We start from the raw sequence: 15,567 nt of genomic DNA on the forward strand, positions 1-15,567 counted from the left end.
AAAGAATCCATATGTAATATAGATAATTATAAAAAATATTATAGAGATGTTAATATATGGAACTATCTTATCTTTATTCATCATCTTGACTTTTAATATTGCTGTTTTTCTTTGTATTTTTCTATTTAGCTATGGTGCCTGCAATTGACTTAAAAAGTTCTCCTAAGATAAACAAACAGATTTTCAGTGCATAATATATTTACATGTTCCGCTACTACTATTACTGGATAACTTTAAGAAATATTATTTTTTAATTTTAAATCACTAACATTCAGTGTTTTAAATTGATGAATTTAACTTCTTTATACAACAAACAGACCTGTTCTATTTATTGTTGATCAGATCTTTAGTAGCTGCACAAGATATTTGTTAAAAATCTCAGGATCCAGTCTGTAATCTTCATGGAAACCTTCGTAATCCTGCGGATAAATATAAAAATTAAGATCGAAATCCACTTCTTTGGCTAGTGTAGAGAAAATTGCAAAATCTCCCCATACCGAACTGAACCAGCTGAGGCCTTTGGCTCCGGATTTTGCGAACAAAACGTTTGTCCAGGCCGCTCCGCTTGGTCCTATGATATAATCAGCGTTATTGACCATGTAGATTTGTTCATGGATGTTGAGATCTTCAAAGAAAACTTCTTCAAACCCATATTTTTTTGCCGTTTCAAAGATCTCCTCATCATTATATTTTCTATACTGGGATCTTCTTGAAATAAATATTTTTTTAACAGGTTTGATGTTAACCTTGCTCAGGTCTAAATTATCAAAGGCTGTTTTTCTGAGATACTGCAGCGAAGATTTCGATAACTTAGCAAATCCGGCCTCATATTTTACGCCCGGCATAATATTCGGGACCGCATAATTGGTGCTGGTGATATGCCACAGCTTTTTAAATTGGTAATAATTCTTTTCGTGGCTAAGGAATACAATCTTATAATCCTTGAGAAAAAACATCAGAAGATCTTTCAGATTTTCAACCTTCTGTACGTCTTGATCTATAACGATCAGCTTATTCTTAGCATCAGGAATATATTGGAAAAACTCAACTTTAGACAAAATATCTACCAGAAAATGATAATAGTTGAATGTAAAGGTTCCACCCAGGAAAATGGCTTCCTCATCATAATATACATTCTTATGATTTCTTACCTTCGCAAGCGTCATTGAATGCTGCAATAGATTGTTGGTATTGTAAACGTACGTAATCCTGTCATCGTCATGCCATCTTTCGTAAAAGATTTTATCTTTTTTCAGGTTTAAAAAATACGTGGAATTAGGAATACAGAGCACATCCTGAAGGGCCAGAATCTCTATGGCATTTTTAGGCGTTTTTACAGAAACCTGGGGAGCATCAAAAGTTTTAGGAAGAAAAAGTTCTGCCTCTTGTTTTTCGCTAACCCTGATTTTTTCTACACAATACTCGGGGGGTAGAGAATCCAGCGTCAAAAAATCGGTTACAAGTCTTTTTGCTCTTCTGAAAAAAGACTTGATATAATATTTTTTTCTAAGTGCTTTAAGCTGTTTTTCTAAATTTTCAATTTGTTCCTGTGCGTTCATACTCTTAAACTTGGGATGACCTAAGAAGTTCGGTTGTTATTTCCGGAGATATAGAGAACTTATTTTCTATATGATTTCGTGGTAATAACGTATGGTTTCATCAACCATTGTATCGATGCCGAATTTAGATTCTATTAATTTCCGGGCATTCAGTGATATCCTGTTTCTCAGATCATCGTCTTCAAAAATGAGACTTATCTTTTCATGGAAGGTTCCTTCCTCAGCAATAAGGCCGTTTACAGGCTCCTGTATAATCTCTTTAAACGAATCTATAGAAGAACATACAACAGGTTTCTGCATCGCCATTACTTCCAGCAAAGATAAGCTAAAATTTTCACCTTTGGAGGGGAAGCAGACCACCTCTGCGTTGCTGATGAGCTGTACAATTTCCGCCGCCGGTTTGTTACCATAAAAATGAACTGATTTTTGGATCTCCGGATCGTGGATATTCTCAGTGATATAGACAGGATAATGATTCGGATTCCCTATAAAATGAAGCGATGCTTGCGGGTAATTCTTTTTTAGTTCAACGAAAGCAGTGATCAGCGTTTCTGCTCCTTTTTCAAAAGATACGTTTCCTAAATAGAAAACAGATTTAGGAATAATGTCCGCATTTTCCTCTGGCTTATAGAATTTTTCATCAATACCGTTGTAGATCAGCTTTGGATTCTTGATATCGAACAGGCTTTTATTGATCGTCTCATTGTATTTTGAGATCGTAATTATGTTTTTTGATTTTTTAAAAGCTGCTTTTTCACAGAAAATTCTTCCTTTATGAACTTTTTTATACCCGAAATACTTTTCAAGGACAGACCACGAGCCGTGACATCTGATTACATACGGAAGTTCTTCAGGAATAGAAAGCGCCAGACCGTCAAAGTCATGCGTTTCTGCAATATCGAAATGAAGATTGTTTTTTTTGATCCAGGTACCTATTTTGTCAGCTATTATTTTTTTCTCAGATAAATAAGTTTTAAAATGAATCTGTTCAAGAGCCTTTATTTTTCCGGTAAAAGACCTTACCAGCTCAAGAAGAGGATTAGCTTTGAAAATATCTTTGACAGAATGAATCTTTACACCTTCTTCCTCCATATCAAATGCATACTTTGAAATCAGGAAAACATGTACCGAGATTCCTCTCTTGACCAGCTCTGCACATAAATTTTTATAAAAAACGCCTGTACCGCCTACTTTTGGGGTGCGGGAAGATTGGTATTCCCGGGTTACAATAAGTACATTTTTTATTTCTTTCATGAATTCAGTTTAAATACAGTGTTTACCCAATGGTCAAGCGTATACTTATAATAAACTTCTTCAGGCAGTTTTTCGTATGGCGTATTGAAAAAATCTTTTTTTACATTACGGAAATTCTTATCCAGCACCAGAATATTATTAGGATTATAAAAATCATACGTTTTAATGGTTGGATTATCGGTGATGACTTTTTTCTCAAGAGCCATAGCTTCAAATATCCTGAAACTGAGGCCGGTCTGGTCGGCACGCATCAGATCAAGAATAACCTTGGTGTTTTTATAATAAGTCGGAAGAGCATGATGCGGTATTTTTTTTCTTCCGAATTTTAAAATTTCAATATTTTTTTTGTCAATGATCTGGTTCAGCTTATTTTTCCATCCTTTCTTACCTGCGATATACACTTCAAATTTAACTTTCATCGGGCAAAGCCTGTTGATTAGCATATTTAATGCAGAAAGTCTTTTCTGATCGTAGGATGTGATGTAAAACAGGTCCAGTTTTGGGCGTTGTTTAGATGCCGGAACATGATCGAGATAATTATAATTGGTGATTTTTTCGAATCCGAAATTTTTCACATCATTATCATCAAAAGAAAATATAGTGTCGAAATAGTGCAGAAGGTGTGTAGCAGGGTTTCTGGCCATACTGTCGTAAAGGTAGGCAATGTTACGGTCTGCATATTCTCTGATCTTTTGGTGGATGCTTTCGTCAATAGCTTCAGGATTGATGACCAAAATCTGATCCTGTTTTCCAATTTTTTCCAGAGATTCAAGTATGAAACTTTGTCTTTTGTAATATTTCGGGTTTTTGCCCAGAAAAATCTTGCTGAAAGTGTTTTTTATACGCTCGCCAGTATTTTTATGGGTAAAGGCTCCGATGTTGATATGGCACGCCTGAATGCCTCTATCACTCAGTTTTTCCACTATGTGTTCGTCATAATGCCAGAAATCGAAGCTGATTAAACAAATTTTCATACTGCAAAAATAAAAATTTCATATTTAAATTTATATTTTTGATGCAAAGCTTAGCTATAATGACACATAAAATTTTAATTGATGCTGAAAGATTGAAGTATCCGAAGTCGGGAATTGCTAACGTATGTGTTTCATTAATAAAGGGTCTGGACGAGAAAACCTCAGATTTTGAGTATACTTTTTATGGCCCGAAAAAAAATATTCCACAGACAAAAAAAAACTTTAAAATTATTGACTGGAAGTTCTGGCAAAAGAAAATTTCTTTCAGCACGGGATCTTTTTCACTTATTCATACAACTCACCAGCTTTCTGACTATTTTCATACCATAAAAAGCGGTCAGAAAAAAGTAGTGACCCTCCATGATCTTAATTTTCTGCACGACAACAGTTCTGAACAAAAAATAGCGAAAAGTACGAGACTTGTTCAGAAAAACATTGGAAATGCAGATGCTTTGGTCTGTATCTCAGAATTTGTAAAAGAAGACTTTCTTAAAAACAAAAAGCTTTTTGCACTAAAAAATAATGTAAAAGTAGAAGTGATCTACAACGGACTGATTTTCCCTGAAACTACAGCGTTCACTTCTGAAAATAAGTACGGCTTTATCGGAAAAAAATATATTTTAAACATCGGGGTACTTTTTCCTAAAAAAAATCAGGAAGTTCTCCTGGATCTTATTTCAAAAAATGACCGGGAACTTGTATTAGTTACTTCTTCAGCAAAATCTGCCTATAAAGAGAAGTTTTTAGAAAAAATAAAAATACTGGGATTAGAAAACAGAGTTCACATCCTCGAAAATGTAGATAACAACGATAAATATTTTCTTCTGCAGCATTGTGAGTCATACTGTCATCCGTCTTTAGCGGAAGGCTTTGGTATTCCACCTGTAGAAGCCATGTATTTTGGGAAACCGGTATTTTTAAGCAAACTGACGAGTCTTCCTGAAATAGGTGGCGATCTGGCTTTTTATTTTGATGAATTTTCAGCGGAACATATGCAGCATGTCTATGCGTCCGGAATGCAGACTTATGGGGCTAAAACAGACCAATATGCTTCACAATTAAAAGAAAGAGCCCTGAAATTCGGATATCTTGAGATGGCCGGTGCCTACGAAAAACTTTACAGCGAACTGTTGAATTAAAGCTTGATTTTCCCCAGTCTCAATTTCCATTTGAAAATTTCGAAGCTATCACCCCCTTTGATATCAATCCTTTTGATCTCAAATTTATTCTTCCATGGATAATAGGCAATATTGTTTCCAATTCGGACTGCTGAGGTAATACCGGCATTTTCAAGCATGGAAAAGAATGCCTTTTTTTGCTCACCCTTTTTAGGAAATTTACCATAAGGATAGGCGAGTACTTTGGTAAAAGGAATTTTTTTCTCCTCCAGAGTGCGGATATTCTCGTTAAGATCATCAGCTGTTTCCTGCAGAGATATTTGTGAATAATTTCTGTGGGTATGACTATGCAGTGCAATCTCTACGTATTCAGGATTGAGTGACCTGATCTCATCAAACGTCATCATTTCACGCTTTTTGTCCGTGAGATCTTTATGAATAAGTCCTGTAGGAATAAAAATGGTAGCTTTCAACCTGTACTTTTCCAATAAAGGAACCAGATATTGCAGGTTGTTGAGGTAGCCGTCATCAAAAGTGAGGATGAGCTTGTGTTTCAGCTGGTTGCCGGTGTTGAGGTCATTAAAGAATACTGTATTGTAGTGATTTTTAATGTATTTAAACTGTTCTTCCAGATTTTCTGCCGATACGGTCAGACCATCTTTTCCGGAAATTTCTTTTTCCGGAAGAACTTTATGATACATAAGGATGCGGACACTTTCTTCTTTTGAAAATCCAAGTGTTCTTTTAACAAATCTGAGCATGGTTATATGAATTTTGAAAATCGCATGCTTTATGGAATTTATACCTATAAAAATTACCTACGATCTATATAATTCTGTTGTTTTTATTTACTGACTAATTTATTCCTTGAATAGTAATGAGTCTACATAAACAGACATCTGTTACAATATTCAAATTTAATTAATTATTAGATGCATGAGCTTAAAAATACATTAAAATTAATTTTAAAATACTGACTGGTTGAGCACAAAGCTAAAAAAAGCAAGACTGAATACAGGCAGTAAAAGATAAACAGAGGGCATCCGACTATGTATAACCGGTTGCGTTTTTAAAAATGCCCAGAATCCAGTGGAATAAAAAAACAGCCAGCTGCAATTCGTTGTAATGCAATCCGGCTGTTTATATTTTTAATTCAAAAGATATTATTTGAACTTGTAGATCTCGTTGATCTTTATGTATTTCAGGAACGTGTAAAATGCCCCGGTAATTGAGATGTAAAATCCGGCCACACCATCCAGAAAACCGAATTTTAAAAAATAGGTTTTCGTAAAATCAAAAAGGGGAGAAAAGATGATCTTAAAAAGAGATACTGATTTTCCGTTCAAGACTTTTTTCTCTGCCATCAGCTGAGTGTAATTATTAATTTTCTCAATATGATGGGCAATACTTTTATAGGTATAATGGTTGATATTTCCGGGCAGTTTTCCTTTTTTATCCTGAGTGATAAAACACTCATGGACCAGATCATCCGTATATTTTCCGTGACCTTTTTTGAAAAATCTTTCTCTCCAAACGTTACCCCAACCGCCATATTTAATGGTTTTCTTCAGCAGAATATTGTTGAAGTGGATCTCATAAACTTTATAGGGAGGGTTGGAACTTTTTAAAATTTCCTTAATCGCATTAACAGCTGTTTCGTCCGGAACTTCGTCGGAATCCAGAAACAGGATCCATTCTCCCGAAGCTTCAGACAGGGTATAGTTTTTCTGACAGCCGAAGCCGAGAAATTTTTTTCTGATAAATTTTACTTTCGGAAACCCGGTACAGATCTCTTCGGTCTTGTCTGTGGAAAAAGAATCAACGACAATGATCTCATCAGCTATCTCGTAGATGCTACTGATACTTTTTTCAATGATTCTATCTCCATTTAAAACAATATAACAGACGGATAACTTCATTAACGAAATTCTGTGATAGTTTTTTCAATAATTTTGACGCAGTCTAAAAGCTGCTCTTCTGTAATCACCAAAGGTGGTGCCAATCTGATGATATTTCCGTGGGTAGGTTTTGCCAGAAGACCATTTTCTTTTAACTGTAAGCATAGGTTCCATGCTGTAGAGCTGTCCGGAGTATCGTTGATCAGAATCGCATTTAAAAGACCTTTTCCTCTTACTTTGGTAATCAGGCTGTGTTTTTCAATGATCTTTTCGATCTCAGATCTGAAAAGCTGACCCAGCTGCTCTGCTCTTTCTGACAGTTTTTCGTCGGCAACCACATCTAAAGCGGCTACTGCTACGGCACAAGCGATAGGGTTTCCTCCGAATGTAGAACCGTGTTGTCCCGGCTTGATTACATTCATGATGGTATCATTCGCCAATACTGCCGATACAGGGTACATTCCTCCGGAAAGAGCTTTTCCTAAGATCAGAATATCCGGCTGTACATTTTCGTGGTGGCACGCGATCAGTTGTCCTGTTCTTGCGATACCGGTCTGAACTTCGTCAGCGATGAACAGTACATTATGTTTTTTACATAGCTCAGAAGCATTTTTCAGGAAACCTTCGTCCGGAACATAAACACCGGCTTCACCCTGAATAGGCTCTACTAAAAATGCGGCGATATTTCCTGCTTCTTTGTTTAGCACTTCTTCTAATGCTGCAATATCATTATAAGGAATCTTAATAAATCCGGGTGTAAAAGGACCATAGTTTTGGTTGGCATCCGGATCATTGGAGAAAGAAACAATAGTAGTGGTTCTTCCGTGGAAATTATTTTCACAAACGATGATCTTGGCTGCGTTTTCTGCAATTCCTTTTACTTCGTAGCTCCATTTTCTGGCTAATTTTACGGCAGTTTCTACGGCTTCAGCTCCGGAATTCATAGGAAGAACCTTATCGAATCCGAAAAGGGAAGTGATCTTCTGCTCGTACTCACCTAAATTTGAATTGTAAAATGCTCTTGAAGTCAGGGCCAGTTTCTGAGCCTGTGCCACCAGAGCCGCTACAATTTTCGGGTGAGAATGTCCTTGGTTCACAGCAGAATATGCTGAAAGAAAATCATAATATCTATTACCTTCTACATCCCATACATAAACTCCTTCTCCGCGGTCAAGAACCACTGGAAGAGGGTGATAGTTATGCGCTCCATGTTTGTCTTCAAGGTCAATAAAATACTGTGAGTTTTTTGCTGTTGCTGCTGTTGACATATGTTTTGGTTTTCGGCAAATTTAAGCATTATTAATGAGATGCATAAACAAAAACGTAATACGGTACACGCCAGTATTTAAAGTGAATTTTAAGGCTGGATGCAGCTGTTTTAGAAAATATTTATTTCACAAATCAGACAATGCAGGTTTTATATCTTTATGCTATGGTATTTTTTTTTCTTGGGAGATTTCAGAAAAAAGCATAACCGTTTTGGGTTATGCTTTTGTGTTACTTTTTGGGATGCTGTTTTTGCTGGTTTTCATATAGTTATATGATACTGCTTATTTCCCGGTATAATATCTTTTCTCCGTCCGAAAGGATGAAGTCAGCTTTCTTTTTTGAATACTGTCTTTTTGGGGAGTTGTATTCCATTTGAATGGTAAGCGTTGCTTTATACTGCTCTGCTCTGTGTTGGTATTTTTTGTCAATTTCCTCTTTTATATCATCAGGAAGGCTGATTTCTGAAGTGAAAAAAGCATCAAAACCATAATCTCTCTGGTTAGCTAAGATGGTTCCTGCACATTCTACAACTCCGATTCCTTTTATATTCCACATGAAGTTTTCGTGTGTTTTTTCACCGTTATCTACATAAGATGGGGCATAGAAGATAAGGTTCCAAAACGGTTCTTTAAGCTTGTTTTTGTAAAAAAGAGGTTCATCTTCTAAAGCATTCAGATATTGATTTCTGAAGACATCTGCATTCTGGTATTTCTCCTGAATCCCTGCTGTTTTCTGTTTCCAGTTTTCCACCATTTTCGGATGGTCTGAGGCATTGAGAAACTGGCCCTTTTCATCCACTTTTATTTCAACAGGATAAGAGCTCTGTTCCAGCTCATGGAGGATTTCCATAAAGCTGTTTTCAGACGGAAGGGGAGCGTCTTCTATTTTTTCTATCCGCCAGTTTTTGGTGTGGTCTTCATTTTCCGTTTCCTCTATATTGAGTTTGCAGGAAGAGCGGCAGCCTTTTTTTTCTCCAAACTGTACTTCAAGTGAGTTTTCCACATGATAAACATGTGTCCCTGAATATTTCTGAAAAGGTTTTACCCGGTTTTCTTCCATGCTTTTTATTTTTTACAGCTATTGATGAAAATTTCTTCTTCGGTTACCTGAGGAGCATTTGATACGAACTCTCATCATTGAATGGCCCATCTGAGATTTTTAAAACCTGAGTTATCGGAGGCTGTTGTACTGAACTACTATATAAAAATACTTTTTATCTTTTTCTTTTATTTTGGCTTCGTTTTATAAATAATATGCGAAAAATTCTCTAAAAACTGAGTATACATCTCTGGCTTCAAAATACTTAGGACTGGAGCTTGATACGTTATTAAAATAATGTTTTTTAAATAATTTTTTAATACGTGTTTGGTGATAATACTGAGAAACTGAGACAATGCTTTTATAATGTAAACTGTCAGCTGTTTTTATGGAATTAATGACCGTTTTTTCAGTATTATCTCCGTAATTGTCTGTGATAATGTTTTCAGAAGGAATTTTATTTTCCACCAAATATTTTTTCATTTCGCTTCCTTCCCAATATCCTTCTTTACCAAAACCTCCACTTACTAAAACTTCTTTTACCCGATGATCCCGATACAATTCAATTGCTTTGTCCAGTCTGGCTTTTAATCTTGGGGATAAGGTTCCATCTTTATTCACTGTATTACCAAATACAACTGCTAAATCAGCGTTTTTCCTGTTGTCCGTTAATCCGTCTGTAATGATGTAAACAGAATGAATGAGAAACCATGCAGCTCCCAAAATAAAAAGATATCTGAAAATATTTTTAACCATATGAACTGTAGACATCCTTATTGCATTTTTACCTGTATTATTTACATTTCTAAGTGCGAGCTTCTTCGAGATTATTATTCTGTGTGACACCCAAAAGTCATGGGGAAGAATAAGTTCGAAGGAATGATTTCGCACTTTGTTGTAAGTTTAAAGCTTTAAAATGTAAATCCCAAATCATCTTTAGCTGTAAAAGGAATAAGTACAGTCAAAAAAGACAGAATAGCATCCCTTTCGCCGGGTCTACCATTCTGTCTGTTGTTTCTTTTGATGTAGGAAATTACATGCTTAAGATGAAGGCCACTCTCCTTTGTAAGAAGAAGTTCCAAGATCGATTTGTTCTGCGCTGATTACAAAGCTGATGTACATGCTGTTTTCATCTACCGCATCGAAATCTACTTCGTGCTGGATCACATATCCGTTCTCCCACTTCAAAGTAGTCAATGTTCCTTCTTCGTGAGATTTGTTGAATGTTACTTCTCCAGTTGTAGGCTTGTACTTTCCGTTAAGAAGACTTTCCAGAACGTCTGATTTTTCAGTAGCTTCTACTGTGATTTTGATCAATGCATTGGAAGGATCTGATGCTACTCTTCCTGATACATCTGTAGAACGGGATACACTGTAGTTAAGTTTTAATAACTTTTGTCCTTCACCGCCGTTGAATTTTAAAATTCCTCTTGAATTTCTTTCTGCCATGATAAGTAAATTTTAATTGTTAATATTGTGTGGTTTGTTATCTTATGTCACCAAAAATAGAAGTAATTATATTATCACAAAAAAGTTTTTGAAGAAATTTTAAAAAGTGTCGTAATTCTGCGACTAACAAGTGTTAGGTGAATTGTTTATTGGAAATCAGTTGTTTATGGATTTTAATATTAAGCATTTGTGAACTTCCGATGGACAGGGGGATTGGGTGAGTTCGAAAATGAAAAGGTGTAAATATTGGATGAGAATTAAAATTTCCAAAGATCGGATAATAAAAAAACTGCCTCAATTTGAGGCAGTTTAAAATTTATATATAAAATAATCTTAGTGATTATCATATTTTCTATCCATTACAAAATCTTCCATGAATTTTGTAGTATAGTTTCCTGCAAGATAATCTTCATTATCCATCAGTTGTCTGTGGAAAGGAATGGTAGTTTTCACACCTTCAATATAGAATTCTTCCAGTGCACGTCGCATTTTAGCAATAGCTTCCTCACGGGTTTGAGCCGTAGTGATAAGCTTAGCAATCATCGAGTCATAGTTGGAAGGAATAGTATATCCTGAGTAAACGTGAGTATCTACTCTGATTCCGTGTCCACCAGGAATGTTTAATCCTGTGATTTTACCGGGAGATGGTCTGAAGTCTGCGTAAGGATCCTCAGCATTGATTCTACATTCGATAGAGTGCAGTTTCGGGTAATAATTGATTCCTGAAATAGGCGTTCCCGCAGCAAGAAGGATCTGCTCTCTGATCAGGTCATAATCAATCACCTGCTCAGTAATAGGATGCTCTACCTGGATTCTTGTATTCATTTCCATGAAATAGAAATTTCTGTGCTTGTCTACAAGGAATTCGATAGTACCTACCCCTTCATACCCAATGAATTCAGCAGCTTTTACAGCAGCAGCCCCCATTTTCTCACGAAGCTCGTCAGTCATGAAAGGAGATGGTGTTTCTTCAGTCAGTTTTTGATTTCTTCTCTGTACAGAACAGTCTCTTTCAGAAAGGTGACATGCTTTTCCATATTGGTCACCAGCCACCTGAATCTCAATGTGTCTTGGCTCTTCAATCAGTTTTTCCATGTACATTCCTCCGTTTCCGAAGGCAGCCACAGCTTCCTGAATAGCAGATTCCCAATGATCTTTAAGGTCTTCAGCTTTCCATACAGCTCTCATCCCTTTTCCACCACCACCGGCGGTAGCTTTGATCATTACTGGATATCCTGTTTCTTCAGCTACTTTTATAGCGTGCTCGTAAGAGTCAATCAGTCCGTCAGAACCAGGTACACATGGTACTCCGGCAGCTTTCATCGTCGCCTTAGCATTGGCTTTATCCCCCATTTTTTCGATCTGCTCAGGAGAAGCACCAATGAACTTGATGTTGTTTTTCTGGCATATTCCTGAGAAATTAGCATTTTCAGAAAGGAATCCGTAACCCGGGTGGATAGCGTCAGCATTCGTAATCTCTGCTGCTGCAATAATATTAGGGATTTTAAGGTATGAGTCTTTGCTCATAGGAGGACCGATACATACGGCTTCGTCAGCAAATCTTACGTGAAGACTGTCTTTGTCTGCTGTAGAGTATACCGCAACGGTTTTGATCCCCATTTCTTTGCACGTACGTAGAATACGCATTGCAATTTCGCCACGATTGGCTATTAATATTTTTTTGAACATCTTCTTCAATTTGAAAATTAGATAATTTGAAAATTAGATAATGTTATTTTGAATGCAGAATTGAGTCTAACATCTAATGTCTAACATCTAACTTCTTAATTAAGATGGATCTACTAAGAATAAAGGCTGATCGTATTCTACCGGAGTAGCATCATCTACCAAAATTTTCACGATTTTTCCGCTGATCTCAGAATCGATCTGGTTGAATAACTTCATTGCTTCGATTACACAAACTACTTTTCCTACGGAAACTTCGTCACCTACATTTACAAATACATCTTTATCCGGAGATGGCTTTCTGTAGAAAGTACCAATCATTGGAGATTTGATAACGACATATTTACTGTCATCAGATGCTGCTTCAGCTTTTTCAGCTGGTGCTGCTGCAGGAGCTGCTGCATGAACAGGAGCTGCCGCCTGAGGAGCGGTGTGGTATACTGCTGGCTGTGCATAAACCGCGTCGCTACCGGCTAATGGAGTTTTAATAGTGATCTCGAAATCTTTAGTTTTGTACTTCACTTCTGAAACTTCAGCCTTAGATACAAACTTGATAAGATTCTGTATGTCTTTAATGTCCATAAATTTGATATTTGATTTTGGTTCAAAGATACCAAAAAAACATAAAAAACAACAAAAAACCGCCCGATTTTATCAAAATCGGGCGGTTTTTGTATTAAAATGAGGCTTTTTCAATGAAAAGCGACTCTTAGTTTTCTTCTGTAGTTGCTACTTCTTTTTCCAATACTACTTTACCTCTGTAGTAAAGTTTTCCTTCATGCCAGTGAGCTCTGTGGTAAAGGTGAAGTTCACCAGTTGTTGCATCTTTAGCTAATTGAGGAACTACTGCTTTATAGTGAGTTCTTCTTTTATCTCTTCTTGTGGACGACTGTCTTCTCTTAGGATGTGCCATTTTGAATAACTTTTTTAATTGATGAGCGATGAGATTCATCATCTCATCATATTTAAATTATTTTTTATTTAATTATTGTCTTTTAACTTTCTCAGTGCTTCCCATCTCGGGTCGCTCTCATGTTCTTCCTCTTCGGGTTCCTCAATATCTTTCGGACTGAACCTATTCAGAATTTCCAGATCTTCATCGCTTATATTCGGTGAAACTTTTTTCATCGGTATAGAAAGCGTTACACTTTCATAGACCAGCTGTGCTACATTGAATGCGTGATCTGAAGTAGGGATGGTAATGACGTCTTCATTGCTGTCGTCATATTCTTCACCAAAATTCACTAAAATTCTGACCTCGTTTTCAATAGGATAGTCGAAATCATCATTCGTGAGATCACAAATGAGTTCTACTGTCCCGTGTACTTTGATCTCAAATTCTAAAAATGTAGTGTGCTTCTCAAAGAAAACATCAGCTGCGATTTTAGGATTTGTAAATTCCTGTTCAGTGTCAAATAATTGAAAGAACGATTTATCTATCTCAAATTTGAACACGTGCTTCCCGTTTTTGAGTCCGGAAAAGCTTACGTCATAGTTTCTTAACTTGTCCATAAAATGAGTGTGCAAAAATATGCAATTTTTTTATAATAACAAATAAAATCCATAACAAATTAATTTAAAATTTGTTTTTACGAATTATCCTTCATTTTCATCAGGAAGATCTTCATCCACTCCATTGTCTACAACCATTTTTCTTGGTTGCATACGATTGGCCATCAGATCGTTATATTCGCTTCTGTTCTTAAATATTTTAATAGCAGTGAAAATCGCTTCTGTAAAACTCTGTTCATCAGCGATGTTTTTTCCTGCGATATCATACGCCACTCCATGGTCCGGAGAGGTCCTGATAAAAGGAAGTCCCGCTGTGTAATTCACGCCTTCTTCGTAGGCTAAAGTTTTGAACGGTGCCAGTCCCTGATCGTGGTACATCGCCAAAACTGCATCGAAATTTCTGTACTTATTCGGCTGGAAAAAGCTGTCTGCGGGATAAGGTCCGAAAGCCAGTATTCCGTTATCAGAAAGTTCTTTGATAGCCGGTTCTATAATTTCGATCTCTTCTTTTCCGATCACACCACCGTCTCCTGCATGAGGATTCAATCCTAATACTGCAATTTTTGGTTTCTGTACACAGAAATCCTCGATCAATGTCTGATTCAGGGCTCTGATCTGTTTTTTTATTTTTTCTTTGGAAATATTTTCTGCTACGTTGGCAATCGGAATATGGTGGGTAGAAACTGCTACTTTCAGATCTTCTGTAACTAAGAACATCAGTCCTTTTTTACTGAACTTCTCTTCAAAATAGCCAGTGTGTCCAGCATGTTTAAAGCCCATTTTCACCATTTCATCTTTGTTGATAGGCGCTGTCACCAGTACATCGATGTCTCCTTTCATTAAAGCTTCAGTCGCTAGTTCTAAAGATTCGATAGCCATTTTGGTGGATTCTTCCGTCGGAACACCCAATTCTACATTCACATTATCCTTGGTCAGGTTGACCATGTTGAGTTTCCCTGGCTGGGCCTGTGATGCTTCATTCACGTAGTTGAAATTGATATTCAGCTTGAAAATGTTTTTCTGGAAGGTAAATAACTTTCCCGAGCCAAAAATCACCGGAGTGAAAAAATCCGTAATGGTTTTGTCTGTCAGGGACTTCATGATGATCTCCGGACCGATGCCGTTAAAATCACCTATTGAAATTCCTACTCGTACTTTATGGTTTTTTGGGCTCATTTTGATTATCTTTGAAGATTATAATTTACAAATTTAGCAAAAAATAATATGTTCACAGGAATTATTGAAGCAGTTGGCGTTATTGAAAAGATTGAAGAAAAAGGAAGCAACATAGATTTCACCCTAACATGTCCTTTTACCAGCGAATTGAAAATAGACCAGAGCCTTGCTCATAACGGGTGCTGCCTGACGGTTGTTGAGATTAAAGATGATCAATACGTCGTAACAGCGATCAATGAAACATTAGAAAAAACCAATCTTGGAAAATGGGATGTAGGTACAGTTGTGAATCTTGAGCGATGCATGAAGATGGATGGAAGACTGGATGGACATATTGTACAGGGCCACGTGGATAAAACCGGAGAAGTAGCAGGAATCGAAAATAAGGACGGAAGCTATTTTATTACCATTAAATATGAAGATAACGGTAGTTTTGTAACGGTTCCACAAGGTTCTATTACAGTAAACGGAATCAGTCTGACCGTTGCAAAAAGTGAAGATACTCAGTTTTCTGTGGCTATCATTCCTTACACCTGGGAGTTTACCAATATGCAGCATCTTAAAATCGGAGATCAGGTTAATTTAGAATTTGACATCATTGGTAAGTATATTGCTAGGTTAATTAAAAAGTAGG

16 protein-coding genes are annotated in these 15,567 nt (G+C 36.6%); 2 read left to right on the top strand and 14 right to left on the bottom strand.

All coding sequences use genetic code 11. The features are described from left to right. Positions 1-338 precede the first annotated feature (338 nt). From N0B48_RS10450 to N0B48_RS10460, 3 genes are all read right to left on the bottom strand, one after another. On the bottom strand, positions 339-1,559 hold the full coding sequence (locus N0B48_RS10450; RefSeq protein WP_259838750.1) for a glycosyltransferase family 61 protein: 1,221 nt from the start codon (positions 1,557-1,559) through the stop codon (positions 339-341). Positions 1,560-1,625: 66 nt separating this feature from the next. After that, on the bottom strand, positions 1,626-2,813 hold the full coding sequence (locus tag N0B48_RS10455) for a glycosyltransferase family 4 protein (protein WP_259838751.1): 1,188 nt from the start codon (positions 2,811-2,813) through the stop codon (positions 1,626-1,628). Beyond that, positions 2,810-3,787, bottom strand: coding sequence for a WaaS/CpsH family glycosyltransferase (locus N0B48_RS10460; RefSeq protein ID WP_259838752.1), 978 nt, complete (start codon positions 3,785-3,787; stop codon positions 2,810-2,812). The genes N0B48_RS10455 and N0B48_RS10460 overlap by 4 nt, the downstream gene beginning before the upstream one ends. A gap of 59 nt (positions 3,788-3,846) precedes the next feature. Here N0B48_RS10460 and N0B48_RS10465 point away from each other — a divergent pair, with 59 nt between their 5' ends. Beyond that, positions 3,847-4,926, top strand: a complete 1,080-nt coding sequence (locus N0B48_RS10465; RefSeq protein WP_259838753.1) for a glycosyltransferase family 4 protein — start codon at positions 3,847-3,849, stop codon at positions 4,924-4,926. On the opposite strand, the gene N0B48_RS10470 is transcribed toward N0B48_RS10465, so the two are convergent. The 11 genes from N0B48_RS10470 to pdxA form a co-directional block, all read right to left on the bottom strand. Next, positions 4,923-5,666 (bottom strand): polysaccharide deacetylase family protein, encoded by a 744-nt coding sequence (locus N0B48_RS10470; protein WP_259838754.1) that lies wholly within the window; start codon positions 5,664-5,666, stop codon positions 4,923-4,925. The two genes, N0B48_RS10465 and N0B48_RS10470, sit on opposite strands and share 4 nt — an antisense overlap. 402 nt (positions 5,667-6,068) lie before the next feature. Further along, the gene (locus N0B48_RS10475) at positions 6,069-6,824 is read right to left on the bottom strand and encodes a glycosyltransferase family 2 protein (RefSeq protein WP_259838755.1); all 756 of its coding nucleotides are present in this window, start codon (positions 6,822-6,824) and stop codon (positions 6,069-6,071) included. After that, on the bottom strand, positions 6,824-8,071 hold the full coding sequence (rocD, locus tag N0B48_RS10480; protein WP_259838756.1) for an ornithine--oxo-acid transaminase: 1,248 nt from the start codon (positions 8,069-8,071) through the stop codon (positions 6,824-6,826). The genes N0B48_RS10475 and rocD overlap by 1 nt, the downstream gene beginning before the upstream one ends. Positions 8,072-8,339: 268 nt before the next feature. Further along, positions 8,340-9,131, bottom strand: a complete 792-nt coding sequence (locus N0B48_RS10485) for a hypothetical protein (protein WP_259838757.1) — start codon at positions 9,129-9,131, stop codon at positions 8,340-8,342. Positions 9,132-9,314: 183 nt separating this feature from the next. Then, positions 9,315-9,881, bottom strand: coding sequence for a YdcF family protein (locus N0B48_RS10490; RefSeq protein WP_259838758.1), 567 nt, complete (start codon positions 9,879-9,881; stop codon positions 9,315-9,317). Positions 9,882-10,151: 270 nt separating this feature from the next. Next, complete coding sequence (gene tssD / locus N0B48_RS10495) at positions 10,152-10,559, bottom strand: type VI secretion system tube protein TssD (protein WP_259838759.1); 408 nt, start codon at positions 10,557-10,559, stop codon at positions 10,152-10,154. 333 nt (positions 10,560-10,892) lie between these two features. After that, positions 10,893-12,248: an acetyl-CoA carboxylase biotin carboxylase subunit gene (gene accC, locus N0B48_RS10500; RefSeq protein WP_259838760.1), complete on the bottom strand. Its 1,356-nt coding sequence runs from the start codon at positions 12,246-12,248 to the stop codon at positions 10,893-10,895. A 99-nt stretch (positions 12,249-12,347) separates the two neighbouring features. Continuing rightward, positions 12,348-12,827: an acetyl-CoA carboxylase biotin carboxyl carrier protein gene (accB, locus tag N0B48_RS10505; RefSeq protein WP_259838761.1), complete on the bottom strand. Its 480-nt coding sequence runs from the start codon at positions 12,825-12,827 to the stop codon at positions 12,348-12,350. A 127-nt stretch (positions 12,828-12,954) separates the two neighbouring features. Beyond that, a complete protein-coding gene (rpmF, locus tag N0B48_RS10510) occupies positions 12,955-13,158 on the bottom strand; it encodes a 50S ribosomal protein L32 (RefSeq protein WP_007843326.1) in 204 nt (67 codons plus the stop codon). A 68-nt stretch (positions 13,159-13,226) separates the two neighbouring features. Continuing rightward, a complete protein-coding gene (locus tag N0B48_RS10515) occupies positions 13,227-13,757 on the bottom strand; it encodes a YceD family protein (RefSeq protein WP_259838762.1) in 531 nt (176 codons plus the stop codon). Positions 13,758-13,841: 84 nt separating this feature from the next. Beyond that, positions 13,842-14,933 carry a 4-hydroxythreonine-4-phosphate dehydrogenase PdxA gene (gene pdxA, locus N0B48_RS10520; protein ID WP_259838763.1) on the bottom strand — a complete coding sequence of 364 codons (1,092 nt, stop codon included), beginning with the start codon at positions 14,931-14,933 and terminating at the stop codon, positions 13,842-13,844. Between the two features lie 48 nt (positions 14,934-14,981). On the opposite strand from pdxA, the gene N0B48_RS10525 reads away from it, so the two are divergent. Then, entirely contained in the window at positions 14,982-15,566 is a 585-nt protein-coding gene (locus N0B48_RS10525) for a riboflavin synthase (RefSeq protein WP_034723238.1), read from the top strand. The last annotated feature ends 1 nt before the right edge of the window (position 15,567 follow it).

Source organism: Chryseobacterium herbae, from assembly GCF_025154075.1.
In the GTDB taxonomy this organism is placed as follows: Bacteria; Bacteroidota; Bacteroidia; order Flavobacteriales; family Weeksellaceae; genus Chryseobacterium; species Chryseobacterium herbae.